The sequence below is a fragment of the Desulfosporosinus youngiae DSM 17734 genome (assembly GCF_000244895.1).
GTDB lineage: Bacteria > Bacillota > Desulfitobacteriia > Desulfitobacteriales > Desulfitobacteriaceae > Desulfosporosinus > Desulfosporosinus youngiae.
In genome coordinates this window covers 4,896,900-4,921,530 of record NZ_CM001441.1, presented here as the reverse complement: position 1 = coordinate 4,921,530, position 24,631 = coordinate 4,896,900, and the positions used below count along the sequence as shown (strand labels likewise).

The 24,631-nt window shown below is 41.6% G+C and carries 22 protein-coding genes, 3 tRNA genes and 1 other RNA gene; 24 read left to right on the top strand and 2 right to left on the bottom strand.

The window, feature by feature from the left end; translation table 11 throughout:
• Window positions 1–395: 395 nt before the first annotated feature.
• From DESYODRAFT_RS22840 to DESYODRAFT_RS22805, 9 genes are all read left to right on the top strand, one after another.
• Window positions 396–1,076 carry a response regulator transcription factor gene (locus DESYODRAFT_RS22840; RefSeq protein ID WP_007786705.1) on the top strand — a complete coding sequence of 227 codons (681 nt, stop codon included), beginning with the start codon at window positions 396–398 and terminating at the stop codon, window positions 1,074–1,076.
• 181 nt (window positions 1,077–1,257) lie between these two features.
• A complete protein-coding gene (locus DESYODRAFT_RS22835) occupies window positions 1,258–3,864 on the top strand; it encodes a PocR ligand-binding domain-containing protein (RefSeq protein WP_007786704.1) in 2,607 nt (868 codons plus the stop codon).
• A gap of 174 nt (window positions 3,865–4,038) precedes the next feature.
• Window positions 4,039–4,551, top strand: a complete 513-nt coding sequence (locus DESYODRAFT_RS22830; protein ID WP_007786702.1) for an RNA polymerase sigma factor — start codon at window positions 4,039–4,041, stop codon at window positions 4,549–4,551.
• Window positions 4,552–4,553: 2 nt separating this feature from the next.
• Window positions 4,554–5,522, top strand: a complete 969-nt coding sequence (locus DESYODRAFT_RS22825) for an anti-sigma factor family protein (protein WP_007786700.1) — start codon at window positions 4,554–4,556, stop codon at window positions 5,520–5,522.
• Complete coding sequence (locus tag DESYODRAFT_RS22820) at window positions 5,515–6,153, top strand: hypothetical protein (protein ID WP_007786699.1); 639 nt, start codon at window positions 5,515–5,517, stop codon at window positions 6,151–6,153. Before DESYODRAFT_RS22825 ends, DESYODRAFT_RS22820 begins: the two co-directional genes overlap by 8 nt.
• The gene (locus DESYODRAFT_RS29395; protein WP_007786697.1) at window positions 6,140–6,451 is read left to right on the top strand and encodes a hypothetical protein; all 312 of its coding nucleotides are present in this window, start codon (window positions 6,140–6,142) and stop codon (window positions 6,449–6,451) included. Before DESYODRAFT_RS22820 ends, DESYODRAFT_RS29395 begins: the two co-directional genes overlap by 14 nt.
• Window positions 6,452–6,823: 372 nt before the next feature.
• Entirely contained in the window at window positions 6,824–7,507 is a 684-nt protein-coding gene (locus tag DESYODRAFT_RS22815) for a rubredoxin (protein WP_007786695.1), read from the top strand.
• Between the two features lie 523 nt (window positions 7,508–8,030).
• Window positions 8,031–8,564 carry a rubrerythrin gene (gene rbr / locus DESYODRAFT_RS30085; RefSeq protein WP_042340030.1) on the top strand — a complete coding sequence of 178 codons (534 nt, stop codon included), beginning with the start codon at window positions 8,031–8,033 and terminating at the stop codon, window positions 8,562–8,564.
• 321 nt (window positions 8,565–8,885) lie between these two features.
• Entirely contained in the window at window positions 8,886–9,881 is a 996-nt protein-coding gene (locus tag DESYODRAFT_RS22805; protein ID WP_007786691.1) for a deoxyguanosinetriphosphate triphosphohydrolase, read from the top strand.
• A gap of 162 nt (window positions 9,882–10,043) precedes the next feature.
• Here DESYODRAFT_RS22805 and DESYODRAFT_RS22800 read toward each other — a convergent pair whose 3' ends face one another.
• A complete protein-coding gene (locus tag DESYODRAFT_RS22800) occupies window positions 10,044–10,625 on the bottom strand; it encodes a GerMN domain-containing protein (RefSeq protein WP_007786690.1) in 582 nt (193 codons plus the stop codon).
• Window positions 10,626–11,042: 417 nt separating this feature from the next.
• Here DESYODRAFT_RS22800 and dnaG point away from each other — a divergent pair, with 417 nt between their 5' ends.
• From dnaG to rnpB, 15 genes are all read left to right on the top strand, one after another.
• Window positions 11,043–12,866 carry a DNA primase gene (gene dnaG / locus DESYODRAFT_RS22795; RefSeq protein WP_085938803.1) on the top strand — a complete coding sequence of 608 codons (1,824 nt, stop codon included), beginning with the start codon at window positions 11,043–11,045 and terminating at the stop codon, window positions 12,864–12,866.
• Window positions 12,856–14,046: an RNA polymerase sigma factor RpoD gene (gene rpoD / locus DESYODRAFT_RS22790; RefSeq protein WP_007786686.1), complete on the top strand. Its 1,191-nt coding sequence runs from the start codon at window positions 12,856–12,858 to the stop codon at window positions 14,044–14,046. The genes dnaG and rpoD overlap by 11 nt, the downstream gene beginning before the upstream one ends.
• Window positions 14,047–14,502: 456 nt before the next feature.
• Window positions 14,503–14,577 (top strand) — tRNA-Asn (locus DESYODRAFT_RS22785).
• Between the two features lie 21 nt (window positions 14,578–14,598).
• Window positions 14,599–14,673: transfer RNA gene (locus DESYODRAFT_RS22780), tRNA-Ile, on the top strand.
• Between the two features lie 109 nt (window positions 14,674–14,782).
• Window positions 14,783–14,857: transfer RNA gene (locus tag DESYODRAFT_RS22775), tRNA-Val, on the top strand.
• A 334-nt stretch (window positions 14,858–15,191) separates the two neighbouring features.
• Window positions 15,192–16,805 carry an IS1634 family transposase gene (locus tag DESYODRAFT_RS22770; protein ID WP_007783284.1) on the top strand — a complete coding sequence of 538 codons (1,614 nt, stop codon included), beginning with the start codon at window positions 15,192–15,194 and terminating at the stop codon, window positions 16,803–16,805.
• A gap of 452 nt (window positions 16,806–17,257) precedes the next feature.
• Window positions 17,258–17,797, top strand: a complete 540-nt coding sequence (locus tag DESYODRAFT_RS22765) for a MerR family transcriptional regulator (protein WP_007786683.1) — start codon at window positions 17,258–17,260, stop codon at window positions 17,795–17,797.
• A 3-nt stretch (window positions 17,798–17,800) separates the two neighbouring features.
• The gene (locus DESYODRAFT_RS22760; RefSeq protein ID WP_007786682.1) at window positions 17,801–18,049 is read left to right on the top strand and encodes a PIN domain-containing protein; all 249 of its coding nucleotides are present in this window, start codon (window positions 17,801–17,803) and stop codon (window positions 18,047–18,049) included.
• Between the two features lie 26 nt (window positions 18,050–18,075).
• Window positions 18,076–18,354, top strand: coding sequence for a hypothetical protein (locus DESYODRAFT_RS22755; protein ID WP_007786680.1), 279 nt, complete (start codon window positions 18,076–18,078; stop codon window positions 18,352–18,354).
• A gap of 211 nt (window positions 18,355–18,565) precedes the next feature.
• Complete coding sequence (locus tag DESYODRAFT_RS22750) at window positions 18,566–18,859, top strand: hypothetical protein (protein WP_007786679.1); 294 nt, start codon at window positions 18,566–18,568, stop codon at window positions 18,857–18,859.
• Between the two features lie 466 nt (window positions 18,860–19,325).
• Window positions 19,326–20,993, top strand: a complete 1,668-nt coding sequence (locus DESYODRAFT_RS22745; protein WP_007786677.1) for a thiamine pyrophosphate-binding protein — start codon at window positions 19,326–19,328, stop codon at window positions 20,991–20,993.
• Window positions 20,994–21,267: 274 nt separating this feature from the next.
• A complete protein-coding gene (locus DESYODRAFT_RS22740) occupies window positions 21,268–22,065 on the top strand; it encodes a tRNA (adenine(22)-N(1))-methyltransferase (protein WP_007786675.1) in 798 nt (265 codons plus the stop codon).
• A complete protein-coding gene (locus DESYODRAFT_RS22735; RefSeq protein ID WP_007786672.1) occupies window positions 22,056–22,895 on the top strand; it encodes a Nif3-like dinuclear metal center hexameric protein in 840 nt (279 codons plus the stop codon). The genes DESYODRAFT_RS22740 and DESYODRAFT_RS22735 overlap by 10 nt, the downstream gene beginning before the upstream one ends.
• Window positions 22,896–23,126: 231 nt before the next feature.
• A complete protein-coding gene (locus tag DESYODRAFT_RS28840; RefSeq protein WP_007786669.1) occupies window positions 23,127–23,282 on the top strand; it encodes a hypothetical protein in 156 nt (51 codons plus the stop codon).
• Window positions 23,283–23,333: 51 nt separating this feature from the next.
• Window positions 23,334–23,772: RNase P RNA component class A (rnpB, locus tag DESYODRAFT_RS26845), an RNA gene on the top strand.
• 335 nt (window positions 23,773–24,107) lie between these two features.
• Here rnpB and DESYODRAFT_RS22730 read toward each other — a convergent pair.
• Complete coding sequence (locus DESYODRAFT_RS22730) at window positions 24,108–24,434, bottom strand: SCP2 sterol-binding domain-containing protein (RefSeq protein ID WP_007786667.1); 327 nt, start codon at window positions 24,432–24,434, stop codon at window positions 24,108–24,110.
• Between the last annotated feature and the right edge of the window lie 197 nt (window positions 24,435–24,631).

Below are 24,631 nucleotides of genomic sequence, written 5' to 3'. Positions count from 1 at the left end.
AAAACTCTTCTAACGTTGGCAGGGTCCAAGAACAGACCCTTAAGGATCTCTTTGTAAGGGCGTTTGACAGCTTTATGCCGATCGGATTCAAGGTTTGGGTGATTAAAACGAAAGCTGGAAAAGAAAAATTCACTGAGTTTGACCATGAGCGCATCGCGAAGTTGGATGAGGAAATTGAGATCCTAATCCAGCGGGAACGAGCGCTCTTCTTATATCGAAGAAAAGGATTATTATATAGAATTAAATCTTTGAATTAATCTAACCATGTGTTTTATCCTACGCTGAAATGTTTTTCACGTCACTCGATTTAAAATTGAAATAGACTAATTAAGATTGGATTAGATCTGGTTAAGTGTGCAGGCCTGTTGCCATGAAGTATTATAAGGCGGGATTTTATGTACAGGATTTTAGTGATTGATGATGAGCCTATGATTCAAAAGTTTTTGGAAGGATTTCTATCCCGAGAGGGTTATTGTGTTAAGGTTTGGACAGATGAGGAAATTCATAGGTTAGTTGCAGAATTTGAACCGGATTTAGTTTTGCTGGATATTAAGATGCCTGGGAAAGATGGATTTGATGTCTGCAAAGAGATAAGAGAAACGAATCCTGTGCCCATAGTTTTTCTTTCTGTTAAGAACGATGTACTGGATCGGGTATTAGGGCTAACCTTAGGTGCGGATGATTTTCTGGCAAAACCCTTTGACAGTGCGGAACTGCTCCTCAGAATACGAGCAATCTTAAGGCGGACTGACAATATGAGAATTAGAGAAGAGAGAGAGGTCTTAAAAGTGGGGGACTTAATCATTGACTATAAGGCAAGAACAGTGAAGCAGAATGAAATTGTCATCGAATTAACTTCTAAGGAATTCGACCTGTTATGGTTATTAGCGAGTAATCCTAAACAGGTCTTTACTCGTAACCAGTTAATTAATCAAGTGTGGAATAGCGACTATTCTCAAGACCCTGCTGTTGTGACGACGTTGATCATGCGTTTACGAGGGAAAATTGAACCGGATGGAAGCAGTCCGATCTATATAAAGACCGTAAGGGGTGTGGGATATAAATTCGGAACATAGTTCTGAATAAATGTCAAGATATTATTATTGTCGTTTTGCAATAAATATGTAATAAAGATGTTATTTTTTGTTGGTATAATTTGTATTATGGAAAAGGGAAAGGTTTGGCCATATTAGCGAAGCCATTTAATAGTAAAGAGATTAAGTTATTGTTATCTCAGTAAAGGTAAGGTGTAATAGTATGGAACAAACGTTCACATCTGGGGATTATCTTGATATAACGAACTATGTATTTTCCGAGCTTTTCGATTTGGATGAGATTCAGAAAATTCAGGATTTATTTTCTGCTGCAACGGGTGTCGCATCAATTATTACAGAGCCGGATGGAACACCAATCACTGAACCAAGCGGGTTTTGCAGTTTATGCAACGAAATAATTCGAAAAACTGAAATAGGTCTTAGAAATTGCCTGATCTCGGATTCAATTATCGGTAGTCCTGACAAGGATGCTCCCAAGATCCAACGCTGCTTAAGTGGTGGGCTTATTGATGGCGGTGCAAGTATTATAGTTGATGGTAAGCATATCGCCAACTGGTTAATTGGACAAGTACTCGATGAAGACTATGAAATTGAAGATTTATTGACATACGCGGATGTAATTGGAGTCGAGCGCGAGGTTTATAAAAATGAATTACTCAAGGTCAAACGCATGTCTAAATTGCAATTTGAGCATGTATGTGAGTTTCTCTTTCAGTATGCAGGGCAGCTATCGAAGTATATCATTAAAAATATTGCTCTAACTCATGAAATAAACAGAAAACTACTTAATGAAGCAGAAATTAATAATATAAATAGAGAACTGGAAATAAGAGTAAAACGCAGAACGACACAACTTGAAGAGAGCAATGCGGAGTTGGAAGAAGTTAATGCAATACTTGAGGAAGAAATTATTGAGCGTCATCATGCTGAAGAAGAAATTAAGAAATTGAATGAAGCGTTGGAAAATAGAGTGATAGAGCGTACGATCCAGTTGCAGGATATGAATTCTATATTGGAAGAAGAGATTCTCGAAAAAAGACAGGCAGAAAATGAATTACATAAAGAAAGAGTTTTTACGGATGCTCTATTCCATAGTGTTCCGGGGATGATTTATCTCTACGATGATAAAAGCAAGTTGGTGAGATGGAACAAGAACCACGAGGAGATGACTGGGTATACCTCGGAAGAGCTAGCTCACATGAATTTATTGGATTGGTATAAAGGAGATGAAAAGAGTCAAAGGGCTGTTAGGGAAGGAATCCGCCGAGTTAACCAGACTGGATTTGGAGAAGCCGAGGCAGATTTGCAAAAAAAGGACGGCACAAAAATTCCTATATACTTTACTGCCAGTTCGGTAACTATTGATAACAAACAATATTTTGCCGGAATAGGAATTGACATCACCGAGCGAAAATTATTATATGAAAGGCTGCAAAAATATCAGATTCTTGCTGAAAGGGCTAATGATGCCATGCTATTCATAGATAAAGAAGGAAATATTCTCGAAGCTAATGACGCTGCGGTGAGAATTTATGGTTACACATATCAAGAGTTTTCAGCGATGAATATTTCCGATTTAAGGCATTCAAACAAATCTTATATAATTAAGCAAATGGAAGCTGCAGATAAAGGCGGAATTATTTTTGAAACGGTTCATTACCTAAAAGATGGGACTCTTATTAATGTTGAAGTAAGTTCGCAAGGGACCTTCTTAGGAGATAATAGAGTTCTTCTCAGCATAGTGAGAGATATCACCGACCGTAAAAAAAGGGAAGCCGAAAATCGCTATTTAAGTTATCATGATGTTTTAACCGGGCTTTATAATAGACGATTCTATGAAGAAGAAATTAAGAGATTGGACATTGAAAATAATCTGCCTATTTCCATAATTATGGGGGATGTAAATGGGCTAAAGCTTGTCAATGATGCCTTTGGTCAGGACACGGGTGACCTGCTTTTACAGAAAGTAGCCGCAGCCATCCGGAGGGCGTGCAGAACAGAGGATATAGTGGCACGTTGGGGGGGAGATGAATTTGTCATTCTTCTGCCAAAAACAAAAACAGAAGAAGCAGAGGAAATCGTCAACAGAATAAAAGATCTAAGTGATAACGAATATGTAAACTCTATTCGTGTCAGTATCACATTGGGTTGGGATACAAAGAAAACGATGGATGAAGATATACAAAAAGTTTTGAAAAATGTTGAGGACTCTATGTATAAACATAAAATTATTGAAAATGAAGGCATGAGGGGTAATACGATCAGCACAATAATTAATACCCTGCATGAAAAGAATCCAAGAGAAGAACAACATTCTAAAAGAGTAAGTGAATTATGCCAAAAGATAGGTGAGGCTCTTGGTTTCTCGGAAATTGAAGTAAGTAGACTCAAAGTTGTGGGTCTCCTTCATGATATAGGAAAAATTGCAATTGATGAAGGTATACTCAATAAATCTGGCAAACTTACAGAAACAGAGTGGGAACAAATTAAAAAACATCCGGATATCGGCTACAGAATACTTAGTTCATCCTTTGACATGTTAGAACTGGCCGATTGTATATTGGCACATCATGAACGATGGGATGGTGCCGGTTATCCTAAAGGATTAAAGGGTGCGGCAATTCCCAGGGTTTCAAGAATTATTGCTCTGGCTGACGCCTACGATGCAATGATAAGTGAACGGCCCTACCGCGATGCAATGAGTGAAGAACAAGCTATGATCGAAATTGAAAAAAACGTCGGTACACAGTTCGATCCCGAAATTACCAAGATATTTATTGAAAGGGTATTGATCAAGAGACGCGGCTAAGCAGAGCTGCTTTTAAAAGACAAAAAGAGTATAGAGTGACAGCAAATAAACGATGGGGACTATCTCTTTGTGATTTTAGGAGATAGTCCTTTATTTTTTGTGTAACTTTTTAACAGACAAAACAGTCTATAATTGTGAAAGAGGGTTACCCGTAACCTGTGAAAGGAAAGAGTCATGTTGGATGCTGAATTTTCTGCTTTATATAAGAAATATAAAAACCCCATATTCACTTATATTGTTTATCTTGCCGGAGATAAGCCGGCAGCTGAGGAAATATGTCAGGATGTTTTCTTAAAGGTGTACTTAAATATTGCCAAATTTGAGAACAGGTCTAGTTTTAAGACTTGGATTTACAAAATAGCCAGGAATGCATATCTTGACTATGTTCAAGCCCAAAAGAGGAAAGTGGCAATTGAAAATATAGAACTTTTTGCTAAGGAATTAGAGGATAAGGGTATGAGCCCGGAAGAACATGCAGTCAATATTGAAACCAAGGAGCTTATTCAAAAAACCTTAAATAAGATGAGTCAAAAATATCGGATGCTTTTAATTCTACGGGATATTCAGAATCTATCCTATAAAGAAATAAGCGATATTACGGAAACGGAGTTAAACACTGTTAAAGTAGGTGTTTTTAGAGGAAGAAGAGAGTTTCAGAAAATTTATGAAGAAATGGAGGAACTTTAAAAATGGCCTGTATATATAGAGAAAAAATAAAAGACTATTTGGAAGAAAAGCTCCCTCAAAAGGAGTTGGAGACCACGGAAAAACATTTAGAGAGCTGCCCGGAATGTCAGGAAGAATTAGATAAATACCTTGATAATAAGCTGAGTTTAGAAATAAAGCCATTGGAGGTGGATGACGAAGTCTTAGTTAGCAGAATAAAGGCCAGGATAAAAGGAATGAGACGAATTACCCTATATGGCTTGTTGGGATTTAGCATAGGGTTATTTTCCGGGTTTTATACCAGAGATGATTTTCTCTTAACAAAAGCCATGATGGCTTTGCCCTATAAATTAGCGGAATTTGCTCTGGGTATTTTTTTCTCGGGAAATGCCTTACCGCTTAGGGAAAGGATGAATTATTTTTATCAAGGAGAGATGGGCTTTTTTCCCTACCACCCCATCCTTGAATTTTTGGCAGCCACCATAACCCCAGCTATTATTGCGTCATTTATTGCTGTAGTGATTGGTTATTTCTTGAGTGATAAAAGGGTTTTCCGCCGCAAGAATATTATTAAGTTCCTTGTAACTTGGTCAATTATTTTCTTGATTTGGACAGGTATTCTGTACGGCACCTATAACCATGCTTTAGGCAAAATTGAGAACCTTGAGGGGATTAAAGCCATGACCGTTTGTACTGCAGAGAAAAATAGTACATCTTGGCTGGTGAGAATCGATAAAGAGGCCTTAAGAGATGAAAAATATTCTAAGTTAGTGACTATAATCTCTGAAGCGGAGGAAGTTGAAAGGAAGATCTATCCCCGGGAGAAAGATGGTTACGAAATTTTGGCAGACTTTTCCGGAGGAGGAACAATTCCCATTTACTTGAATCGGGATAGTGGTGAAATGATTGTGAGAAATGGCAGAGCTTATCAGATTTCACCTGAAAAGCTGGAATATATCAAGGAAGTATTAGGAGGCGGGAAGAATGGCTAAAGTTTTAAGGGATAAAATTATCACATTATTGGGAGCAGGTTTTTTGGGGTATTACCTGAGCATTTCCCTCTTGCACGACCTTATTCGAAATAATCTATTGAAACTATTACCGCCGATTAACGCCCGCCACCTTCCGGATAGTTATGTAAATATTATGGGGGCAGCAATATTTGCCATTTCAGCTTATCTATTATTTAATGTTGTGCTGGAAAAAAGGAGCTTTAAGCTTTATAAAAAAAGCTATTTAACAGCTATTTCTTTGTTGATCATAGTTCCCTTGGTGATTGCCGGTGTCTTTAGAGTCCATGCTGTCAGTTTGGTGCACAAGGCGGAAGCTACTACCCCTAAGGAAATTACAATCAGAACAGATAGAGAAGGGGATTCGCTTATGTTTGCTGTCGGTACATCGTCAGCGACCGGTGTAGCTAAATCCATTTTCTTCACAGAGCCTCTTTTGGATGATTTTGGCAAGGGTATTCGGAAAATGGAATTAAAGGAGGCCGTCAGCAGCGAAGAACAACGAATGGATTCTTCCTATCTGACAATGTGGATTCGTTATGAGATAGATGGTAAATGGTACTCAAAAATATTAAGCTATGGCCAGAGTTATAAATTCCGTGACGATAAATAGGGAAAATGGGGCTGAAGAAAAGAAACGGTTTTTGACTCCTGAGGATTTTCAAATATTAGTGGATTCTTTAAGGCCTGAGAATTTAATCTATCAGGATACGGATGGAGTTAAACGGATAAAAGAGGCTTTAACGGAATGGGTTCCTCAGGAGGAAACAAATATTTATGGTATAGAGCTTTGGCAAAAGGGTTCCGCTGAAAATATTGGTCAAAACTTTATGGTATATGATAAACGCACCCGGACTTTGATGTTTGAGGGTGCGTATTATCAAGTAGATTTGGATGATATAGTGGCATAGTGTAGTTTTTTGAATATTGAAGAAAGGATTAAGGGAAGTCATTTATGGCAGAAAATGATGTGGGGTTGTTAATCCGAATAATATGACCAAGACTTGTGAACGCAAGTAGTAGGGTATCCTGGGGGAAATTGGGAGACTCTGTAGAATAAAGCAAGGATAAGGTTTCTTAGGATAATTTTTCAAATTTACACCTTGACAAAAGATCATCAGATGATATAAATTAAATATAGTAATTATTCCTTATTTGTATTTATTAAATAATGATATGAGAACCTAGGAAACAAAAGAGTATTTGGAATAGAAAATAGTTTTCTTGGGGTATGGCTATAAGTTTTTATAACTTGTGATAATTCTAATATAAGGAGGAGGCAAATGAAAAAAATTAAATGTACAATTTGTGGCTATACATATGATGAAGCTGCAGGACTGCCGGAAAAAGGCATTGCTCCGGGAACCAAATGGGAGGATATTCCCCATGATTTTACCTGTCCCTGGTGCGGCGCGCCAAAAACAGTGTTTGAGGAAGCGAAAAAAAACAATGAAGTGAAAGAAAACAGTAGTGTAGAGACTCAGGAAACTGTGGAAGATGAGGACTTTGAGAACCTACGGGAGCTTACAGCCGGTGAAATCAGTGTACTGTGTTCTAATCTTGCCAAAGGATGCGAGAAACAGCGCCTGACAGAAGAAATGGATTTGTTTTATCAACTCGCCGATTATTACAAGGGCAAGGTTGTTTCGCAAGGCGGAAAAAGGTTTCGGGATGTGGCTGAGCTTTTAAAAACTGATTTAGCAGAAAGTTATTCTAAAGCAAACTCGTCAGCATCGGCGAAAGCAGACAGGGGGGCATTAAGAGCGCTGGTATGGAGCGAAAAAGTGAGCAGAATGGTAAACTCCCTCCTGGACAGATATGAAAAAGAAGGCGAAGCAGTATTTGAAGCCACAAAATTCTATGTATGTGATATTTGTGGTTTTATATATGCAGGCAATGATTTGCCCGAAGTCTGCCCTGTTTGTAAAGTACCGAATTTCAAAATTTCACAAATAGGGAGGAGATGAGATTATGCCGGCAGTAAGAAACATCAGATTATGTACAAAAGACTGTATGTGTCTATATGTTTGTCCAACAGGCGCAACGGACACGGAAAATAGTATAATTGATGTGAATAAATGCCTAAAAGGATGCAGAAAATGCGTTGATGCTTGTCCGTCGGGAGCAATTTCGCTTCTTCCTGACGAATATCCCCCCCAGCAGCCAAAGGCAGATAATGTGGTCAATGCTTTGCTTACCTTAGCCAAAATCAAAGCCGGGCAAGAGCGTATAGCCGCTGATATTGCAAAGACAAGCGAAAATGCCATCACTCGTCAATTTGCCGAGGCCATATCAAGATCCAATAGGCTTATGGCTGAGGACTTAATTAGGGAGTCCGGATATATGCTTCCCCAGAGTGAAGAAGTGAGAAATTTATTAGAAGGGATGCTTAATAAACCGCCAAAGGATTTTCCGGTTGAAGCAGCGGAAACCTTACTTAAGCGTTTGAAAAAAACAGAATCAACCAACGAAATTAAAGGAGAGGGTACTATGAGTATTAAAGGAACGAAAACGGAGAAGAATTTATTAGAAGCATTTGCAGGAGAATCTCAGGCCAGAAATAAATATACTTACTTTGCGTCCGTAGCTAAAAAACAAGGTTATGATCAAATTGCTGCAATATTTGAGGCAACTGCCAACAATGAAAAAGAGCATGCCAAACTCTGGTTCAAAGCTCTTGGCGAACTTGGGGATACTGCAGTAAATCTGCTTCACGCGGCCGAAGGAGAAAACTACGAGTGGACAGATATGTACGAACATTTTGCCAAGGATGCGGAAGAAGAAGGTTTTGCTGCTCTTGCAGCCCAATTTAGAATGGTTGGAAAAATCGAGAAGGCTCATGAGGAAAGATACCGTGCGCTTCTTAATAATATAGAAATGAAAAAAGTGTTTGAAAAAGCGGATGAAACTATGTGGGAATGCCGTAACTGCGGACATCTGGTAATGGGTAAAAAAGCGCCTGAGGTATGTCCTGTATGCGCGCATCCTCAGAGCTACTTCGAAGTGAGAACAGAAAATTATTAATTTAAAACAAGGGATGCACTATTTGATTCCGTGAGGACGCGTAATTCGTAATAGTTTATCAGGTACCAAGGCTTTAAAGGGCTGTATAAAATTTGGCCAGGGTATTGTCTCTTAGTGATTTTAGGAGACAGTACCCTATTTTGCTTGTCAAATTTCAGCTGGCCTGCTAAGTTGATGTATTAAACATTGCCGTTTAACAGTGGGGGCAGTCTTCCAATAGTTGTTCCGGTATATCATATTGTGAGATGGTGATTTTCTTCTGTCGACACGAATTTACCCGAGCAGTGTGTTAAACTATAGATGACAAGGGGGTAAGTCGAGATGAGCGGAATCCAGAACATCCGTCAAAGGACTGAAAGAGAAGAGAGAGAGCGTCTTTCGCTCTACGCGGCGAAAAGCAAGGATGCCAAACGTGAACGGACAGAAGAAGAGTGCCCGATTCGCACGAGGTTCCAACGGGATCGAGATCGGATTTTGCACAGCAAACCGTTTCGCCGCCTTAAACATAAAACTCAAGTCTATATTTCTCCGGCGGGAGATCACTACCGGACTCGCATGACGCACAGCCTGGAAGTCTCTCAAATATGCCGGACTATTGCCCGGGGACTGGGATTGAATGAGGACCTCATCGAAGCAATTGCTTTGGGTCATGATGTGGGGCACACCCCCTTTGGACATGTGGGAGAAGAAGCTTTAAGGCTAATCATTAACCATTTTGAACATAATGAACAATCCATTCGCATCCTAAAGGTATTGGCCAATGATGGTCAGGGATTAAATTTGACAGAGCCGGTTCTCGATGGGATCTTACATCACACGGGAGAGGGGATACCTAAAACGTTAGAAGGACAAATAGTAAAAACAGGTGACAGGATTGCTTATCTTTGTCATGATTATGATGATGCTCTGCGGGCCGGCTTGTTGACTCAAAATGACTTGCCCGGGACAGTTAAGCAGATGCTGGGTGTGAAACCAAGTGAGATGATTACCACAATGGTGGTTGACATGATTGAGGCATCCTGGGGCCAGGATCATATTAAGCAGTCCAAAGAGATCTATAATGCTATGCAGGAATTTCGGCAATTTATGTTTACAAGGGTATATAATAGTTCGGCCTTACGCGAAGAGCGGCGAAAAGGACAGTACATTGTTCAAGCTCTTTTTGACTATTATAGTCGGGATATCTCAAAGCTGCCTCAGAACTTTCTGGTTTGGGCGGGTGGCGACAAAACTCAGGCGGTTGTAGACTACATATCCGGATTAACCGATAATTACGCCATTGATCTATTTCAGAGTGTATTTGTGCCGCGAAAGTGAGAAGTAAGTGTCTTGTACATGATCAGGGTCAGAGCAGGGGAGCGTGAAAAAAGTGGTTGAGAGTAAATCTCAGCCACTTTTGTAATATATACCATGAATAAAGTATAAGTTTTGATTAAGAGAAGTAAAATAAGGTTACAACAAATGGATGCACCTGTCAGACTAGGACTTTATAATTAGGCTGGCATTAGGTTTAATTGGGTCTCTGGTGTCTAAATGACCTAGAATGCCATCGTGTTTCTCGCCCTCCAAAAGAAATTGAACACTTTGAACGTTTGGAAGGGTTGTCAGCGTGTTTACGATACTATACATCGTCATTTGTTCACCGGCAGAACCGCCTCCGAAGTTCTTTTTAAAGTCTGCGGAGAGATTAATGGTTGCTACTCCATCAGCATTGACGGTCGCGTCCAGAAGCTTGGTTCCGGAAGGAAGTGGTTTTTCTAATCCTGAAGGGGGATTGCCCAACTCAATAAACATTGCGTTAATCACTTCTTGATCCGTAAGTTCTATTGTTCGCTTTGTAGGGATTAATCCACTGGCATCTGAATTGGGAAAATATAGGGTTAATTCCACATTTTGAGGGGTAGGCTTAGGGTTTTCCGCAACCGGAGGAGTTGGGGGGGTTGTTTCACCAGCCGGTGGTTTCTCAGCTTGTGTTTTGGTATTACACCCTGTTAGAAAGGCGCCGGCCAAGACCAGGCAAAAGATCGTGAAAATGACAGTTACAAATGATCGTCTATACATATACTATCTACCTTTCTCATAAAGTTCTTTATTAAAGCTCACGCAATCATGATATGCAGGCCTTGATTCTGAACGAAGGCCGATGTTGTTTATTCTTCATATTATCATGCTTTTCAGATGTGCGAAAGGGTGAGTTGATGATTTTTAATCACAAGATAGACGTTGAAGACTAAATATTAAATGCAAAAAAATGTCGAAGCAAGCAGGTATTATCGCTAAAAAAGAAGAATTAATATAATTGGATAAGCGTATTTTACCCTTCCTGAAAACAGTTTCACCGAATGAAGAACAAAAAAAGAGGATTTTATGAAGTTTCGGCGAAAGAAATGTATACAGTAAGGGTTGACAAAATAAACAATATGTGGCTGAAAACTGAAAGGCGCAAGAAACGTGGATAATAGACTTCATCAACAATTTATGCCGGAAGAGGTTATCGAGGAAGTGCGATCGCGCACGGATATCGTTGAGGTTATATCTGAATATGTCAGCCTGCAGCGCAAGGGGAAGAATTATTTGGGACTTTGTCCGTTTCATTCGGAAAAAACCCCCAGTTTTACTGTAACCCCCGAGAAACAAATATTTTATTGTTTCGGATGCAACACCGGAGGGAATGTTTTTTCATTTCTCATGAAACGAGAGAATTGGTCCTTCGTTGAAAGTGTTCAGAACTTAGCCTCGAGATACGGCGTGTCCCTTCCGGAGAAAGAACTCTCGCCGCGTGAACGGGAAGAAAATAGACGTCGAAGGCGCTTCGAAGAAATCCACGAATTGGCAGCCAACTACTTTCATGAGCTTTTATTAAATGCGCCTGAAGGCGAACCTGGAAGACGTTACTTCACAAAGCGTGGAGTTGATCCTGATACGATGAAAGGCTTTCGTTTAGGTTATGCCCCAGAGCGCTGGGATGGGTTATTAAACTACATGCAGGAACGAGGGATTCAGCCGCATGAATTAGCAGAGAATGGGCTAGCCTTAGAAAGAGGAGCACCGGATAAAGGCGGAGGATATTATGATCGTTTCCGTAACCGCGTCCTCTTTAGTATTCTTGACCGGCGAAGCCACACCATAGGATTTGGCGGCCGGGTTTTGGATGATTCGCTTCCTAAATATCTAAATTCGCCGGAGACTGCGTTTTTCAACAAGGGTCATCACCTTTATGGGATGCATCGTGCGCATCAAGGAATACGTGAAAAAGGTTTTGCCCTGTTAGTTGAAGGTTATATGGATGTCATTGCGCTCCAGAAAGCAGGTTATCCGAATGCTGTCGCTTCTTTGGGGACAGCCTTAACACGGGATCAAGCGAAACTTTTGAGACGTTATACAGAGCGTGTCGTTTTACTCTATGATTCCGATGCAGCGGGAATCCAAGCCGCCTTAAGAGGGGGAGAGATTCTTCGAAATGCCGGAATGCGCTTGGATATCGCAACCTTAACAGGTGCGAAAGATCCTGATGAGTTCCTGAAATGTTATGGTGTGGAAAACTTTGAAAAAGCATTAAGCCAGGTTTTGAGCTATGTTGAGTTCAAATATCGGACGATGGTCAAGGAAGCGCCGCCACAGAGCATTCAGGAAAAAGCGGAATTAGTCGTGAAGCTTGCTCCTGACATTGTAAAGGTTAATAGTCCAATCGAACGAGAGGGGTACGAACGGTTTTTAAGTTTAGAACTTGGCCTTACTTTAGAAGCGGTACAACGTGAAATTGCAAGGCTGGAAAATAAAAAACCTAAAAATGAATATTTACAGGAATATTCTCATCAAAAACAGGTTAGTTCTGGAAAAAATAGAGATAATATTAAGGATGCAACTATTTGTAAAGGCGATGCCGTATCCCCTGCACCAACGGTCTATTTAGGGGTTTATCGAACAGAGCGTATGCTTTTACGTTTGCTTATAGAAGATATTTCTTATTTACCGAGAATCAGGGCTGAGCTGGGAGAATCCTTTTGGAAAGTGCCGGCCCATCAACAAATCTTTGATTATCTCAATCAGGAGGGCAGATTGCCTGTGCATAGCGAAGAAATGGTTCAAAGCCGTTTGGCCAGCTTGCTCCTGGAAGAGTTTGATATATCCCAATCTGAGCGGCTTCTAGAAGATTGTATCAAAGGAATTCTTTCTACTCAAGCAGAAGAAAAAGTTGAAGATCTTCAAGCCCGTATGGCAGCTTTAGAAAAATCCGGTGACATGGCAGGGGCTATGGCTCTGTTGAAAGAGATAGGAGAGCGGTTGAAACGTGGCAAATAGTAAGGTTATAGGCACCCCAAAAAAGGATCCGAGGGAAGGTGGGGGACAGATGAACGAAAATCAGATGATCGATAACGTCCAAGCCCTCATTCAGAAAGGAAAAAAGAAGGGATCTCTATCTTACAAGGAGATTATGGACGCTCTTCAAGGTATTGAACTTTCCGCGGATCAAATTGATGATATCTATCAACAACTTGGACGCATGGGAATAGATGTGGTGCCGGAGCCTGAGGAAGTTGAACTGGAAATTTTAAATAGTGTTAAAGTTGATGACGATGATGATATCATAGAGGACCCGGAAGAAGACGTCGAGGAAGAGACGGAAGTGGATCTTTCCGTGCCGGAGGGCGTGGGAATCGATGATCCTGTTCGCATGTACCTGAAAGAAATCGGACGAGTGCCTTTGCTCTCAGCAGATGAGGAAATTGAATTAGCAAAGCGAATGGAAGAAGGCGATGAGGAAGCTAAGCGACGCTTAGCGGAGGCTAACTTGCGGCTTGTCGTCAGTATCGCTAAGCGCTATGTGGGGCGGGGAATGCTCTTCTTGGATTTGATTCAGGAAGGCAATCTTGGTTTGATTAAAGCCGTCGAAAAATTTGACTATGTTAAAGGGTTCAAGTTCAGTACCTACGCTACTTGGTGGATTCGCCAGGCGATAACACGCGCCATTGCAGACCAAGCTCGGACCATCCGAATTCCTGTGCATATGGTTGAAACGATCAACAAACTTATCCGGGTTTCAAGGCAGTTATTGCAGGAATTGGGAAGAGAGCCGGCTCCGGAAGAAATTGCCAAGGTAATGGATATTCCAGTCGAACGAGTACGTGAAATCATGAAGATTGCTCAGGAGCCTGTATCCCTGGAGACCCCTATAGGCGAAGAGGAAGACTCCCATTTGGGCGATTTTATTCCCGATGACGATGCTCCGGCACCGGCAGAGGCTGCTTCGTTCATTCTTTTAAAGGAACAGCTGGAAGAAGTTCTCGAGACCTTAACTCCGCGGGAAGAAAAAGTGCTTAGGCTGCGTTTTGGGCTTGATGATGGGCGGACACGGACTTTGGAGGAAGTTGGACAGGAATTTGGGGTTACCCGGGAACGTATTCGTCAAATTGAAGCCAAGGCTTTGCGTAAATTGCGTCATCCAAGTCGCAGTAAAAAGCTAAAGGATTATTTAGAGTAGTAACTTTCCATGCCGCTGCTACGGCACCATCAGAGGATGAAAATAAGGTTCCTCGGGACGGGCAGCTTCTCGCACATCCTGCAAGAAAAGCTAATTCGTGCGAAGACAGTGTCTTCGTCACTCAGCACTCCGAGGCTCGCCCACTCACCGGCGCGGGAGCTACCTTCAGCGGATAAGTATTCTTTGGAGATAGCCGCTTCGGCGAAACTGTCCACCGGACACTTTCGTGCCAAACCTCCGGGTAGTACCTTGTGAAACCGTGGCGACCTGTCCCCGCACCGTCTTGTGGGCTTTTACCGCCTCTACGTACGATGAGTTCACTTCTGTGCGAGAATCTGCCTTTTTGGGGTCTTTAAGTTTTTAGGATGGTTTTTTCAGGATAGCCTCCTGAAGAAATTTCACAAAAGACCTTGACTATAGAGCTGGAATTACGTATAATAACCCGTGCAAGAGCATTCCTCGATAGCTCAATGGTGGAGCAACCGGCTGTTAACCGGTAGGTTGTAGGTTCGAGTCCTACTCGGGGAGCCATTTCTGTTAGATCCCTTGCAAGGGCCCATAGCTCAGCGGTAGAGCCCCCCGCTCATAACGGGTTGGTCCTAGGTTCGAATCCTAGTGGGCCCACCATATCGAAGTTCGAGGTACGAGGTTCGAATTGGCATGTGAAGTGAAATTGAGGTTCGTTGTTCGATGTTAAGCCGAATAACGAACCTTGTTGGCGAATATCAGTGAAATTGGGCGATTAGCTCAGCGGTAGAGCGCATCCTTCACACGGATGAGGCCACTGGTTCGAGACCAGTATCGCCCACCAGTAATACCAAGGGTTTTAGAGTTTTAAAAAAAGTGAATTGCATATTGTAGAGTTACGCCCGGAGTTACGGCGTAAATTTAGCGTATTTAGCACTTTCCTTTCAAGGGAGGTGCTTTCTTTATTTTTGTTTTTAGTAGGTTATTCATCTTGCTGGCGGTCCCTGTTCGTAGCTGGGGCATTAACATCCTAAATCCCGCAAAAAAATATCATATACCTGTATAAGAGCATAGAAATATAGCTTAAATACAGGTATTTTTTCATATTAGGGGGAAGATAAATGTTTATGTATATGGTATAATATAATCATATACATAAGGCTTTAGGAGGGATGTTTATGACGAAACTCTCAGCACCCGCATACACCTTCGTCTCCATGCCGAAAAGCAATGTCTCCTGCAAGAAGTCAGGATATGTGTACCATATTGGCAAAGGCTATCGAAATGACAAAGGCCAGCCGACGAGTTCCCAAACCATCATCGGCAAATATGACACGCAAACCGGTATGTTGATTCCAAACGATAATTATTTCAAGATTTACGGCGGGAAACCACAGCTAAGGACTGTTCCGATCGAGAGCATCAAGAATTATGGAAGCTACTTTCTGTTGAAGGCAATCACCCGGGAATCTCAGCTGGATACGTTGCTGTACAGAGTCTTCGGCGAAGATGCCCAAAGTATCTTAATGCTGGCCATCTATATGGCTCTGGAAGGCAATGTTTTGTCTCATTGTGAGGACTGGATGGAGGAAACGCTCACTGGAAGCGATGTTATCCTTGCATCTCAAGAATGCTCAAGGCTTCTGAAAGTTATTAATGAAGCTAAGCGCAATGAATTTTTCCGAGCATGGGTCCATATACGCCAACAGGAAGAATACCTAGCCTATGATATAACCTCCATTTCTTCCTATAGCAAGCTCAATGAAGAGGTGGAATTTGGTTATAACCGCGACAAGGAGAAACTACCGCAGATCAATCTGGGCATGTACTTTGGCGAGACGACGAAGCTACCGGTCTATTATCGAACCTATTACGGCAGTATCCCTGATAAAAGCCATTTAGTCGCCATGATGGAAGGCAGTGATAAGGTTGGCATTAAGAACGCGCATTTTGTGATGGACAGAGGGTTTTTTAGCAAAGACAATCTGCTTTATCTGAACCAACATACCCGTGGGTTTATTATCGGTATGCCCAATAGGCTGGTTCTATCTCAAGAGATTATTCAGGCCCATGGCGAAAACGTCAAGAGTTCGCGTTATGATCTGGGCATTGGCGATGTTAATGGCATAGCCCTTGAGCGCAGTGATTATGGCTTTCGCTGTCGAGTCCATCTCCTGTATTCCGATGAAAAAATGGCGGATGAAAAATACCGTTTCAAGATAGACTTCAAGAAGTGGCAAGCCTCCATAGCCAAAGGGCTCATTCCTCGTGAGGCGGAACCGTTTTTTCATATCACCAAAGACAAAAAGGATACTGTCCTCAGCGTAGAAGCCAACCACGAGGTCATCGATGCCTATATGCGGACCATGGGATATTTTCTAGTGATGAGTACGGATTTTCAGAAAAGCACGGCGGACATCCTGGAGATTTATAGGATGAAGGACGTCATCGAAAAATCCTTTGACAGTCTAAAAAATGATTTAGATATGAAACGATTAAGAATTCATTCCGCGCAGGCGGAAGAAGGAAAGATGTTTTTAGCCTTTCTGGCGTTGATTCTGAGGACGTATGTGTTCAATACGATAAAGCCCTATATCCTCAAGAAGCGTCTCTCCCTAGATAGAATCTTTATCGAAATGCGCAAGATCAAAGTCGTCGTCCACCCATCGGGGGTGATGATGCACAACCCGCTGACGAAAAAGCAAAAAGATATTCTTGCCTACTTTAATCAATCGGAAGAGAGTGTCACAGAAAGCTTAAAACACATCCTCAAGTATCAAAGTGTCTTCTGATGCTCCCAAAAACCAAGGCAAAAGATGGAACGTGTAGGTGTTCCAAATCTATTTACAGATGTTCGGTTGACATGCATTTTACAATAAGAGCTTTGGCTCAATGGCGAAAAGTGAAGACACCAGGGTTTGAGATCGGTTAGGCCGGAAACTCATACCCTTGGTGTCTTATTGCTTTTTGTATATGGTAAATTCATGCGGAATTTACGTAACATGGGAATAAATTTTTAAATCAACTTTCTGCTCAAGCAATCTCGCAGCATAGGTATGCCGGAAATGGAGAACTCTCTATTTTCGGCAATGCCGTTAAAGCCGCCGCAATGAATTTGATACTGAACAAAACCCTAAACTAGACACTAAATCTTGCACTTCAAGTATTTCAAGGAGATAGAAGAATTCTTTTTAATTGTTGTTTTTGGGGTTTTTGGGTATAATATTTCCAGGAGGTGTAAATTATGTTGGCTGGTTTTCGTGTCTCCCAAGATCAATCGAGGGGTAATCGTACTCGTGGACGAAGACGAATTGCTGCACTACAGGTAAATGGGGTTGCTAGGGTTAGTAATGAGGCTAAAGCTAAACTTGTAAAGCAAATGAATCAATCGTTTACAACCGGAAATAGTGAAGCATTTAAGCAAAGCTTAGAATCTGCTATTACTATCTTATCTAGAGAGGCCAGAGTATCGGATGCTCAAATTATAGGCTTACGTCGAGCCATTAGTGCCTTAAAGCTAGACCAAAATAAAGATGACCTCAAAATGCTTAGTACCGGAGATGTCGCCAAAAAGCTTGGAGTATCTAATCAAGCAGTAATAAACTGGATAGAAACTGGAAAGATGAAAGCATATCGTTCTCCTGGAGGTCACTATCGGATACCGGCTGATCAATTCAGGACTACCGATGAGCAGGATGCAACCAGCGAAGCAATTTTTGAAACGTTATGGGCCAAGAGAGTTGGCATGCCCCCGATCGATGAAGATGATCTGGGAGACTTGTAGGTAATGAAAAGAGTTTTGTTTGATACGACTGTATTATGTGGTGCCATCATTTCCCTGGGTGTCAATTACAAACTCATACAACTTGCTAGAAGCGCCGAATTCTTTGAGCCTGTTATTTCCGAAGTAGTGGTATGCGAATTTATTGAACATTGTAGAAAGGGCTTAAAGGGTGTTGTTTATTCTGAGAGTGAAATGATGCTTTCTTTACAGCTGTTACACCTGTCCTGGATTTTGAAAACATTAGAAGGATAGGGATTGGTAAGGAATTATGGATTGATATGACTCAATCCCAACGTCCTATTAATGAATATCTATACAATCTCTTTTATAGTAAAACAGGTAAACGAAACGATGATTTAGTCAGATTACTTGGTGATGAGGGCAAAAGGCTTGCGGACATTGATCATGGGGATATTCATGTTATGTATGCAGCTATCGAACTCAACTGTGATATAATACTTACCTCTAACACGGATGATTTTCCCTCTAGATTAGGCAAAATTGAAATCCTTCGTCCATGGGCCTTTTACGAATATATGGTTGAAGAAAGAATCTAAGGCATTAATTTGGCCGGACAGATATAGAAATGGACAACTTGTTAAAATGCAATTATAATAATAGTACGATTATAGATCATCAATACAGTTTCCATAAAATAAGACTGAAGCCTAACCCATTGACTTAGGTCATTGGGTTCTTTTTTTCTTGCTGAAGAGATCCGCATATTATTTGATCGTTAAATCAACCACAATGATTGGAGGAGTTGTCATGATAACCTTATCTTCAAAGATTGAATTTGTGAAATTTCTTCGGGAGAAGTTTTTAGGTAAGTACTTGAAGTGTATCGAAATCCTGGCTATCGTAGAGTGTACTCTGGATTTTGGAGTGGTAGGGACTATTGATGTAGCTGATGATAAGGTCTCAGTATGGAGCATTGAAAATGAAGTTTTTTGGATTAATTTAGACGATGTAATAGTTGTTAATTATAATCCAACTGAAGAGGATGTCTGTTTAGTGATCGAAGCTAAGAATGATGTCAAAGTCCAGTTTTATGTAGAATGAGCTAATAGTATGCTTGTTCAGGACTCGGGTCTTCAAGATGGCGTTAATCGAAGGCTTAGGGTCCTATGGCTGACAAGCAGCAAACGGATTCAGCTGACAAAACAGAGAATTGACAGAAAAGTTACAAAACCCTGATACTAAAGGTATTGCGCACATAAGGATTAGTATGATAGTATACGAATATAAAGAATTGAATAGACAGAGGTATTTTAAGAAAGTTATGAAACCAGGTTTCATAATGTGCAACAATAATTCCGCTTTTTAAGTACAACCCATAGTCCTAGGTCAGTTATGATGTAAAGCTAAGAGTATTCCGGAATTCGATTGATTTATAATGTAAGCATGTTATTAGGTTAGATCTTTGTCCGAGATGCAAAACGCGATTTTATTATGTAAAACTGTAATTAATAGAATTGGTCCGATCATATACAAAAACTAAGGTAACGATAATAAGGGGGAGACGGGTATGGTGCTTTGGGGAACAGAAGGTCAAGTAAAACATTATTTTGCAGATGAGCTGAATAAAGAAGTTGAAATGACAGGCGCACAATTTATTGTTAAGTTTTTGGAGCATAAAAGAGTAACCCATGTTTATGGTATTCCTGAAGCAGCTATGCTTTCCTTTTATGAGGCGGTATTGGAGAGGGAGCAAATGCATTCAATTAATGTTCGTCAGGAGCAAACAGCAATTTTTATGGCAGATGGCTATGCAAGGTCCACTGGAAAAGCAGGGATTTGTGCAACGACGTCTGGTTTTGGAGTGACTGATTTTCTGACAGGCCTTGATAGTGCTTATAGAGATTCAATCCCATTAATTGCCTTTGTAGCACAAGCTTCTAAGAACTTAAAAGGAAGAGATGGTTTTCAAGAAGGATCGATGATAGAAATGGCCAGGCCGGTTACTAAGGCGGCCTACCTCGTAACAAAAACGGCTGATTTGCCAAAGATAATGAGTGAGGCTTGGAAATTAGCGACTCAAGGCAGGAAGGGACCCGTCCTAATCGATATTCCGCCTAATGTCCAAAAAGGATTACTAATGATTAATTTTGAAGACTATATGGAAGAAGAAACAAACGAGCAGGATGATTTATTACAAGTCACAGAGCTCCAGCTTCAAGAAGTGTTGACAATGATTGAGGAGGCAGAAAGGCCGGTGCTGATGGCTGGAGAAGGGGTTGCACATGGAAGTGCAACTGAAGAACTCATAGACTTAGCCCAATTACTTCAGATCCCGGTCATATCCTCAGTGATGGGTAAAGATGGCTTTCCAAATTATCACCGTTTATATGCGGGGATGGCAGGAACACTCTGCCAAACTCCGCTGGGCTGTAAGACGCTTCTAGAATCAGATCTGATCATGAATCTAGGTGGGCGATTCGCTACTCAGAGTGCGGAGGAAATGGATGCCTACGGAAACGATCGTAAGATTATACACATCGCCGGCGACGAAAAAGAAATCTTGAGCCATGTCTCCGCTGAAGTTGTGATAGCCGCTGATCTGAAAAAGTTCGTCCGGATGTTGAACAGGTTTATCCGTAGTCGTGATTATAAACCAACACCAAAGGCTTTAGAAAGAATCGAATCTCTTCAAATAGAAAGAGCCGGTTTGTCTCGTCAGACGGAATTTGAGAGCGGTCCCCTCAAACCAGAGCGGGCGATTGCTGAGCTGAGAAAAGGGCTGCGGCCGGATGCCATTGTTACTTTGGATAATAGGTTAATTCGAATCTGGGCCGGTCAATTATATGAGACCTATGAACCTCGAACGTTTTTAGTCGGTGGCCGAGCCGGTAACCCAGCGTGGGGGATAGGTGCCGCATTGGGCGCACAGCTCGCATACCCGGAACGGCAGGTTGTAAACTTAATAGGGAACGCGGGTCTGAGTATGTCCCTTCAAGAACTTAGTACGGCTGCAAAGCATAATATTCCGATTGTTGTCGTTGTCCTCCAGAAGGGGTTAGGACTTGTGAATGTAGCCAAAGGAATGGGTGTAGAGGCTGAATTGGTTGAAAGGCCTGAGCAGATCGCGGATGCCTTAGTAAGGGCGTTTAGTTCCTATCGTCCTTACCTGATTGAGATCTTAGTTGACACGGATGAACAATACCCGGTTCCGACGGATGAAACGAGAAGCGCGTGAGGGAAGTATCCCAAATTGTATCCTGAATACTTCCCGCCTTGAGACCATAACGTTTTTAGGGCAGGGGAAATAATGATAGCTTTAGGCGTAGGAGAGTGGCTGGGTGCTAAAATCCTGAAAAACGGTGAGGTAGAAATCTACCCGCCTTTTTTCATTGTCCACAAGCACTTTGTCCATTAAGAGTGATATAATGTGAGGGATTTGAACCAAGAAGATTCCTTTTTGGTTATAATAGTTTACATAAACCTTTAAGGGTTTTTAATGAGGTGAAAATATGTCAGTGTCAGTTGTTTTAGGTCCACGGCTGCAAACCGTCGCATCGTTTGTCCCGGAGGGTGCCAAGCTTGGAGACATTGGGACAGATCATGCTTATTTGCCGATATTTCTCTATGAAGCCCGGAGAATAGAAAAAGCTGTGGCTATCGATGTCCATGAAGGGCCGTATCAATCGGCCTCGGCAGCGGTTAAAGGCCGGAACTTAGAAGCCGTTATTGATGTGAGGTTTGGGGATGGATTAATGCCGCTCAGGGTTGGGGAAGTGAATGTCTTATCTCTGGCAGGAATGGGCGGCAGAACAATGCTGGATATTGTTTCGGCAAGGCCGGATATTTTGAAAGGTGTGACTGATCTCATCCTTCAACCGCAGGGCGCAGAAGGGGCAGTTCGCCTGACGCTGCTGAATGAGGGATGGCGTTTAAAGACTGAGCGGTTGGTAGAAGAAGAGGAGCGAATTTATGTCGTTATGGCCTTTTCAAAGGAAGAAGGATGGGATATCATTGAACTGCAAAAGTACGAACAGGTTTGGCGTCAACGACTGCAGCCGATACTAGAGAAGGAGCAGATGCTGGAAACGGAGTTTCGGAGCTTAGTACATAGGCTGGTTTGGCATTTCGGACCTCTTGTTTTGGAAGGACGCACAAATCTCTTGAGCAAACAGTTTGACGAATACAGTGCCAGGTTGCTGAGGCAGATACAGCAGATGAAAAAATCAAAAAGCCCAGAGGTTATGGTTAAAATCAGAGAAATTTCACATATGCTGGATTTAGTGGAGGGATTGCGCAGATGGCAGTAAGCGTTGGTTTCGTTGCCCAGTTAATCGAAAAAATAGCTCCAAAATCCTGGGCTGAGGAGTGGGATAATGTTGGATTACTTGTCGGAAGTGGTTCAAAAACAATTGAGCGCATTCTGATTACCTTAGATGGGACATTAGAAGTAGTCGAAGAAGCGAAAAGTTTTGGAGCCCAGCTCATTGTGGCACATCACCCCATTATTTTTCGTCCTCTGAAAAACCTAAGGGCGGATAACCCTGCTGCCCAGGTTCCTCTACGTCTTTTGCAGCATGATATCGGATATTATGCCGCCCACACGAACCTGGATCAGTCTATACTTTCCTCAAGCCGGGTTCTAGGGGAATTACTGGGACTGGAAAAGATGGAACCCTTGGAGCGCGTGTATAACGTAAATCCAACACCTAATGAGGAAGAACGGGGCTATGGGGTGTGCGGATATTTGACCAGGCCAGAAAGGTTAGGGTTTTTATGGAGAAACTTTTTAGATCGTTTAAATTCTTCAGGGGTCTATTCCAATAACTATGAATTAACCGGAGTTCGTCTGGCTGGATCTTTAGACAAGGAAGTAAGGAAAGTAGCCATTGTCAATGGGAGCGGAGCGCGATTTGTACCGAAGGCGTTATTTAAGGGGGCAGATTTTCTTATTACAGGCGACGTTGATCATCATGCTGTCCTCGATGCCCTTGAAGGAGATATGGCTGTCGGTGATCTAGGGCATTTCTTAAGCGAGGCCCCGATGCTCCGAGCAGCTTATGACTATTTAATGAAAGAAAAATCTCTTCAGGGTCTGGAGATACGAGTAAGTTCGGCTAATCGTTCGCCCTGGCTATAAATCAAGATCCCTTATAGAGAGCTGATCTCTATAGGGGATTTTAAGGTTGGCAAGAATACCGATTTAGCTTGTGAAAGAAATAATTACCACTTGACATTGATTGTGAAATATATTACTATATAGTTGCAAGGAATAGTCAGACAATAGAGCCCTTCTAAGTAAATATTAAAGGTCTGTTTAGAAGATTTATTGATCCTTCGATAAAATTGGATTTGAAAGGAGAAATTTGTAATGATGAATCGAGTTGAAATTCTGAGACTTCAACGTGAAAAGGTATTAGCCAATATTTTAACGGATAATGCTAATCGTGCTAAATGGTTAACCGAGCTGATGGATATTGATGATGAGATAGAAGAAATGGCAAAAGAGAAACTCAAAGTTAATTAGCTAATAATATCCATTTGACCAAAGTCTGTTTTTTTAGTATGATATCTAAGCGAAGCCAACCAGATGATCGCGGGGGCATGGACCGAAAGGTCGCTTCTGAGGAAAGTCCGAGCTCCATAGGGCAAGGTGCTGGGTAACGCCCAGTGGGGGAAACCCTAAGGAAAGTGCAACAGAGATATACCGCCTAGCAGATGCCAGTTATCAGAGGCCAGAGGTCAGAACTGGTAGGTTCTAATTCCGGCTTCCGGCTTCTGATAACTGGCGTCTGAGTAGGTAAGGGTGGAAAGGCGAGGTAAGAGCTCACCGGCAGTCAGGTGACTGGCTGGCCATGTAAACCCCACCTGGAGCAAGACTGAATAGGGGAACTATGAACGGCCCGTTTTTGTTCCCGGGTAAGGTCGCTAGAGGCTGTCGGTAACGGCAGTTCGAGATAGATGATCATCACCTCCATGCGGAGGGACAGAACTCGGCTTATAGGTTGACTTCGCCTATCGCTACATAATCAAAGATAATACAATATTAGAAAGAGCAACCTTAGGGGTGCTCTCTTTTTAATATGAGAAAACATGAGTTTTGGGGTACCTTAAAGTAACCCTTTCCTTGATTTCCCGCACATTTCTCGATTGCCTGAGTAGGTGTCAGTCAGTAAATCCTAAGTTTTTAGGATAGTTTGTTTAAGCTTGGTATTTAGTTTTTCTCATGATTTCGTATGAAAGATTGGATATCATGAACGTAATTGAGGCAGCTCCCCCTGATGGGACTGCCTCTTTTGGTAATCTAAGTTATGATTGATTGTTCATTCATTGACAAAGGCGCAAAAATGGTTTATTGATATAACTTCACAATTTCTTGAAGCTTTAAGGCTAAGCCTAATTTTCCTTCCACCTTTAAGCTTCCCGTCATAAATGCCATCGTAGTATTGAGCTTGTCGTTAAGTAACTTGGAGAAGTTTTTCTCATTAAGGATTAGTGTGACTTCTGCATCTGGATTAGCCCCCTCGGCGATATCCACATGGCCAGCCTTAAAGATAATTTGTAAGGCTCCGCTTTCCTCCAAATTAATTTGGAAGACGCGGTCTTTTTCGGAAGCAATACGTTCAGGATTGGCATTCATTTTTGCTACAAGTTCTTGTAACTCAGCTCTGACAGACATAATCTTTCCCTCCTTCTTCTTTTTAAATATTAAATCTGAAAGTACGTTCCAGAAAAATATACCATAATATTTTAATATTTCAAACAAATATTTTAGTATTTGACTTCGCTAAGAATTATTATAAAATAACAATTGGTATTCCGATTTTGTCTGTCAAACCTATACAAGCGCCGATAACATTTTCAGGAACAAGCAGT

What these genes read in the sequence shown, in the direction of transcription:
- DESYODRAFT_RS22835 (WP_007786704.1), top strand. Translation starts at nt 1,258, where the DNA reads ATGGAACAAACGTTCACATCTGGGGATTATCTTGATATAACGAACTAT.
- dnaG (WP_085938803.1), top strand. Translation starts at nt 11,043, where the DNA reads ATGCCGGAAGAGGTTATCGAGGAAGTGCGATCGCGCACGGATATCGTT.
- DESYODRAFT_RS22840 (WP_007786705.1), top strand. Translation starts at nt 396, where the DNA reads ATGTACAGGATTTTAGTGATTGATGATGAGCCTATGATTCAAAAGTTT.
- rbr (WP_042340030.1), top strand. Translation starts at nt 8,031, where the DNA reads ATGAGTATTAAAGGAACGAAAACGGAGAAGAATTTATTAGAAGCATTT.
- DESYODRAFT_RS22730 (WP_007786667.1), bottom strand. Translation starts at nt 24,434, where the DNA reads ATGTCTGTCAGAGCTGAGTTACAAGAACTTGTAGCAAAAATGAATGCC.
- DESYODRAFT_RS22760 (WP_007786682.1), top strand. Translation starts at nt 17,801, where the DNA reads ATGAAAAGAGTTTTGTTTGATACGACTGTATTATGTGGTGCCATCATT.
- DESYODRAFT_RS22750 (WP_007786679.1), top strand. Translation starts at nt 18,566, where the DNA reads ATGATAACCTTATCTTCAAAGATTGAATTTGTGAAATTTCTTCGGGAG.
- DESYODRAFT_RS22765 (WP_007786683.1), top strand. Translation starts at nt 17,258, where the DNA reads ATGTTGGCTGGTTTTCGTGTCTCCCAAGATCAATCGAGGGGTAATCGT.
- DESYODRAFT_RS22800 (WP_007786690.1), bottom strand. Translation starts at nt 10,625, where the DNA reads ATGTATAGACGATCATTTGTAACTGTCATTTTCACGATCTTTTGCCTG.
- DESYODRAFT_RS22755 (WP_007786680.1), top strand. Translation starts at nt 18,076, where the DNA reads ATGACTCAATCCCAACGTCCTATTAATGAATATCTATACAATCTCTTT.
- DESYODRAFT_RS22825 (WP_007786700.1), top strand. Translation starts at nt 4,554, where the DNA reads ATGGCCTGTATATATAGAGAAAAAATAAAAGACTATTTGGAAGAAAAG.
- DESYODRAFT_RS22770 (WP_007783284.1), top strand. Translation starts at nt 15,192, where the DNA reads ATGACGAAACTCTCAGCACCCGCATACACCTTCGTCTCCATGCCGAAA.
- DESYODRAFT_RS22820 (WP_007786699.1), top strand. Translation starts at nt 5,515, where the DNA reads ATGGCTAAAGTTTTAAGGGATAAAATTATCACATTATTGGGAGCAGGT.
- DESYODRAFT_RS22735 (WP_007786672.1), top strand. Translation starts at nt 22,056, where the DNA reads ATGGCAGTAAGCGTTGGTTTCGTTGCCCAGTTAATCGAAAAAATAGCT.
- DESYODRAFT_RS28840 (WP_007786669.1), top strand. Translation starts at nt 23,127, where the DNA reads ATGATGAATCGAGTTGAAATTCTGAGACTTCAACGTGAAAAGGTATTA.
- DESYODRAFT_RS22830 (WP_007786702.1), top strand. Translation starts at nt 4,039, where the DNA reads ATGTTGGATGCTGAATTTTCTGCTTTATATAAGAAATATAAAAACCCC.
- DESYODRAFT_RS22805 (WP_007786691.1), top strand. Translation starts at nt 8,886, where the DNA reads ATGAGCGGAATCCAGAACATCCGTCAAAGGACTGAAAGAGAAGAGAGA.
- DESYODRAFT_RS22740 (WP_007786675.1), top strand. Translation starts at nt 21,268, where the DNA reads ATGTCAGTGTCAGTTGTTTTAGGTCCACGGCTGCAAACCGTCGCATCG.
- DESYODRAFT_RS22815 (WP_007786695.1), top strand. Translation starts at nt 6,824, where the DNA reads ATGAAAAAAATTAAATGTACAATTTGTGGCTATACATATGATGAAGCT.
- DESYODRAFT_RS22745 (WP_007786677.1), top strand. Translation starts at nt 19,326, where the DNA reads ATGGTGCTTTGGGGAACAGAAGGTCAAGTAAAACATTATTTTGCAGAT.